This is a genomic window from Carnobacterium sp., assembly GCF_032094055.1.
Classification (GTDB): Bacteria; Bacillota; Bacilli; order Lactobacillales; family Carnobacteriaceae; genus Carnobacterium_A.
The window spans coordinates 1-2,963 of sequence record NZ_DAMDAK010000019.1 but is presented as its reverse complement, the minus strand read 5'-3'; the positions used below and the strand labels follow the sequence as shown (position 1 = coordinate 2,963).

The following is a 2,963-nucleotide window of genomic DNA, read 5'->3' as shown; positions in this document are numbered from 1 at the left end:
CAATCACTTTTACTTACCTCCCTCATTTTAATCTTGTCTTTTACTGTCTTCTATGCTAATAAAAAAAGATAGTAGATTTTATTTTCTTTCCAACTTTTGTCTTCTTCTATTCTTTAATTTTTTAAAGTCTACTTCTGAAACCAATACACCGGTTAAGATCAAAGCTGCTCCAAGCGCCATTTGAAAAGTAACTTTTTCGTGCAGCAACAGCATTGAAAATAGCATGCCCCATAAAGACTCCATTGATAAGATAATAGCCGTTTCAGTATCAGCTGTAAATCTTTGAGCAGCTGTTTGAAGCATAAAACCAAACATTGTACAAAGGACACCTAAATAAAGAACGGAAAAGCTACCTGTTATCGTAAGCACAGGCAGTGGATCTCCTCTGAAAAAGATGACCAGTAAGCCGCAAAGAGCAGCAGTCCCCATTTGAACGATCATAATAGCAAATATATTATCAGTCCGCACTAATCGACTAGTTAAAATAATCTGAAAAGAAAAAAAGACCGCTCCAATTAAAGTTAGTCCATCTCCCACATTAAACCCGTTAAACCCATTCAACGATAATAATCCTATACCAAAAATAGATAAAAAGGCTCCCACATATGCTCGAAATGATATTTTATTTTTATATAAAAACAATCCAATAAATGGCACTAAAACAACATTGATAGCTGTTAAAAAAGCATTTTTAGAAGGTGTTGTATATTGTAGTCCAACCGTTTGGAACACAAACGCTAAATACAATACAAAGCCTAAAAGACTGCCTCTAAAAAACGTTTTTTTTGTGATATTTTTTAATTTGTTAAAAAATAATAAAATAGTGGCTGTAAAAGCTACTAAAAATCGTCCGGCCATAAGTTGATATGGATCAAGAACATCTAACGCTACTTCACTGACAACGTACCCTGATCCCCAAATAATCGTAACTAATAAAAGTCCCAATCTGCCTAAATTTTGTTTCATCGTTTCACTCCTTTGCATAATTCTCATAGCATAGTTTAACATGGAGTTACAAAGAAAACTTGCTAACTTACAAAATCATGGGATTTTTATTGAATTTTTTCTTGTTTACTGTTCTTTTTATTAGACCCATAACATTATTGATTTTTCTATTTTTTTGTTATACTAAAGAAGAAGATACTTTTGGAGGTGCCCCCCATGTTTAATATTTTTGGAAAGATCATGCTTATTGTAGGAGCCATATTGGTTATTTTTGGTTATTTTGGACCAGTTAAATCTGGAGATCCTATTATTGGCACTATTTTTATTTTAATCGGACTTGCAATTTTTGCATTAGCTTTTGTTATTGGTAAAGACATCCGACGACCATAATGCAATAAAAAAAGAAGCTGCTTACGCAGTTTCTTTTTTATTTGTCCTTCTCCAGTGTATCCAATCTTTTTTCCAATTTAGCCTGTTGTAGAAGAATCTTATCCAATTTATCATGAATGTCTTCTGATAAAATTTCTGATTTTAAATTCACTTTAAAGTCATTTTCTGCCGTTTTACGATCACGTTCAGCCTGTCTATTTTGACTCATTAAAATGACAGGAGCTTGTATGGCTGCTACACAAGACAACACTAGATTTAGTAAAATAAAGGGGTACGGATCAAAAGAATGATTCCCAGTAATTTGATTAAAGATGATCCAGCCTAAGAGAGTAAACAAAAAGATAATGATAAACTTCCAACTACCGGCAAAAAGAGTGATGCGATCGGCTAATCGTTGTCCAACGGTCATTGATTCTCTCTTTGTAATCAGGTCTTTAGACACTTTTGTATCTTTCAGAATCTCTATGATTTCTGTTGCATCATTTGTTAATAGTTCCTCATCTAAAATAATTTGAGCTAGTTCTTCTCTCGTGACTTTATTTCTCATCTTGTATCGCCTCCATATAGTTATTTGCGTTTAGTATAGCACCAAAGACCGAAAAAAAGTGCTAATAGCTATTTAGATTTTTTGTTCTTTTTACTGCTTGTTTCAAAAGTACTTATTCAGGGATTTGATAGTAGATTTTATTTACTTATTAATTGGTTTTGTTATTCCTCTCTTTGTATAAACTTCATTTAAATGGTATTCTAAAAGAAAATGAATACATAGGCAGGTAATTCAAATGGTAAACCATCTTAATCTTTCCAACCGCATTTCGCAAAATTATAGTCTTCTCTCAAAAAAAGACAAGCAGATTGCTACTTTTGTGCTAGATCACCAAGAGCAAATCGATCAGTGGAACATTAAAGAACTGGCTGAGTTAACTCATACTTCGAATGCAACAATCACTAGATTTTGTCACAAATTAGATTATCGTAGTTTTTCAGAATTCAAAACGTATGTTAGCCAAGAGCTGACAGCTTCGCCTGCTCCTGCCCAATTAACAGAAAAAATAACCGATTATTATACACAGTTGATCCATTCTTCTTCACAATTGATTGATCATCTGCAAATTAGCGCTTTAGTAAGTGCTGTTCAACAATCAAATAAAATTTTGATTTGTGGTTTAGGCAGCTCTGGGCTTAGTGCTACAGAGCTCAAATACCGTTTAGCACGAATGGGCTTGATCGTTGATGCCATTACTGATCCGCATATGATGCTGATGAGCGCTACTTTGTTAAAAAAGGGTGATTTGTTGATTGGCGTTTCCAATTCTGGAGAAACAGATGCAGTTGTTGAAGCTTGTGCAGTAGCTAAAAAAGAATCAGCTACTATTTTCGCCATCACTAATCGCAATCATACAGACTTAACTGCTATTGCTGACGGGGTTCTTTTTGCTTCCGATAACCGAACGATTACTGATCCACGCTTTATTAACAGCCAATTACCCATTCATTTCATTTTAGATATTTTGTGCTATGCTCTGCTTGAAAACAAAACTTACTTGGCGAATCGTGAAAAGACTTTAGTTACATTAGATTTAGAACAATACAATTGACCGGTTCATTTTACTTGTATTTCATCTAAA

General features: G+C 33.8%; 4 protein-coding genes. 2 read left to right on the top strand and 2 right to left on the bottom strand.

The genetic code is table 11. The features are described 5' to 3' along the window. Positions 1-78: 78 nt before the first annotated feature. Entirely contained in the window at positions 79-966 is an 888-nt protein-coding gene (locus tag RT405_RS04610; protein ID WP_313467972.1) for a DMT family transporter, read from the bottom strand. 195 nt (positions 967-1,161) lie between these two features. Between RT405_RS04610 and RT405_RS04605 the strand changes: the two genes are divergently transcribed. Further along, positions 1,162-1,335 carry a hypothetical protein gene (locus RT405_RS04605; RefSeq protein ID WP_169741143.1) on the top strand — a complete coding sequence of 58 codons (174 nt, stop codon included), beginning with the start codon at positions 1,162-1,164 and terminating at the stop codon, positions 1,333-1,335. A gap of 37 nt (positions 1,336-1,372) precedes the next feature. Here RT405_RS04605 and RT405_RS04600 read toward each other — a convergent pair whose 3' ends face one another. Next, complete coding sequence (locus RT405_RS04600) at positions 1,373-1,882, bottom strand: DUF1003 domain-containing protein (protein ID WP_313467968.1); 510 nt, start codon at positions 1,880-1,882, stop codon at positions 1,373-1,375. Between the two features lie 235 nt (positions 1,883-2,117). Here RT405_RS04600 and RT405_RS04595 point away from each other — a divergent pair, with 235 nt between their 5' ends. Next, positions 2,118-2,933, top strand: coding sequence for a MurR/RpiR family transcriptional regulator (locus tag RT405_RS04595; protein WP_313467966.1), 816 nt, complete (start codon positions 2,118-2,120; stop codon positions 2,931-2,933). The last annotated feature ends 30 nt before the right edge of the window (positions 2,934-2,963 follow it).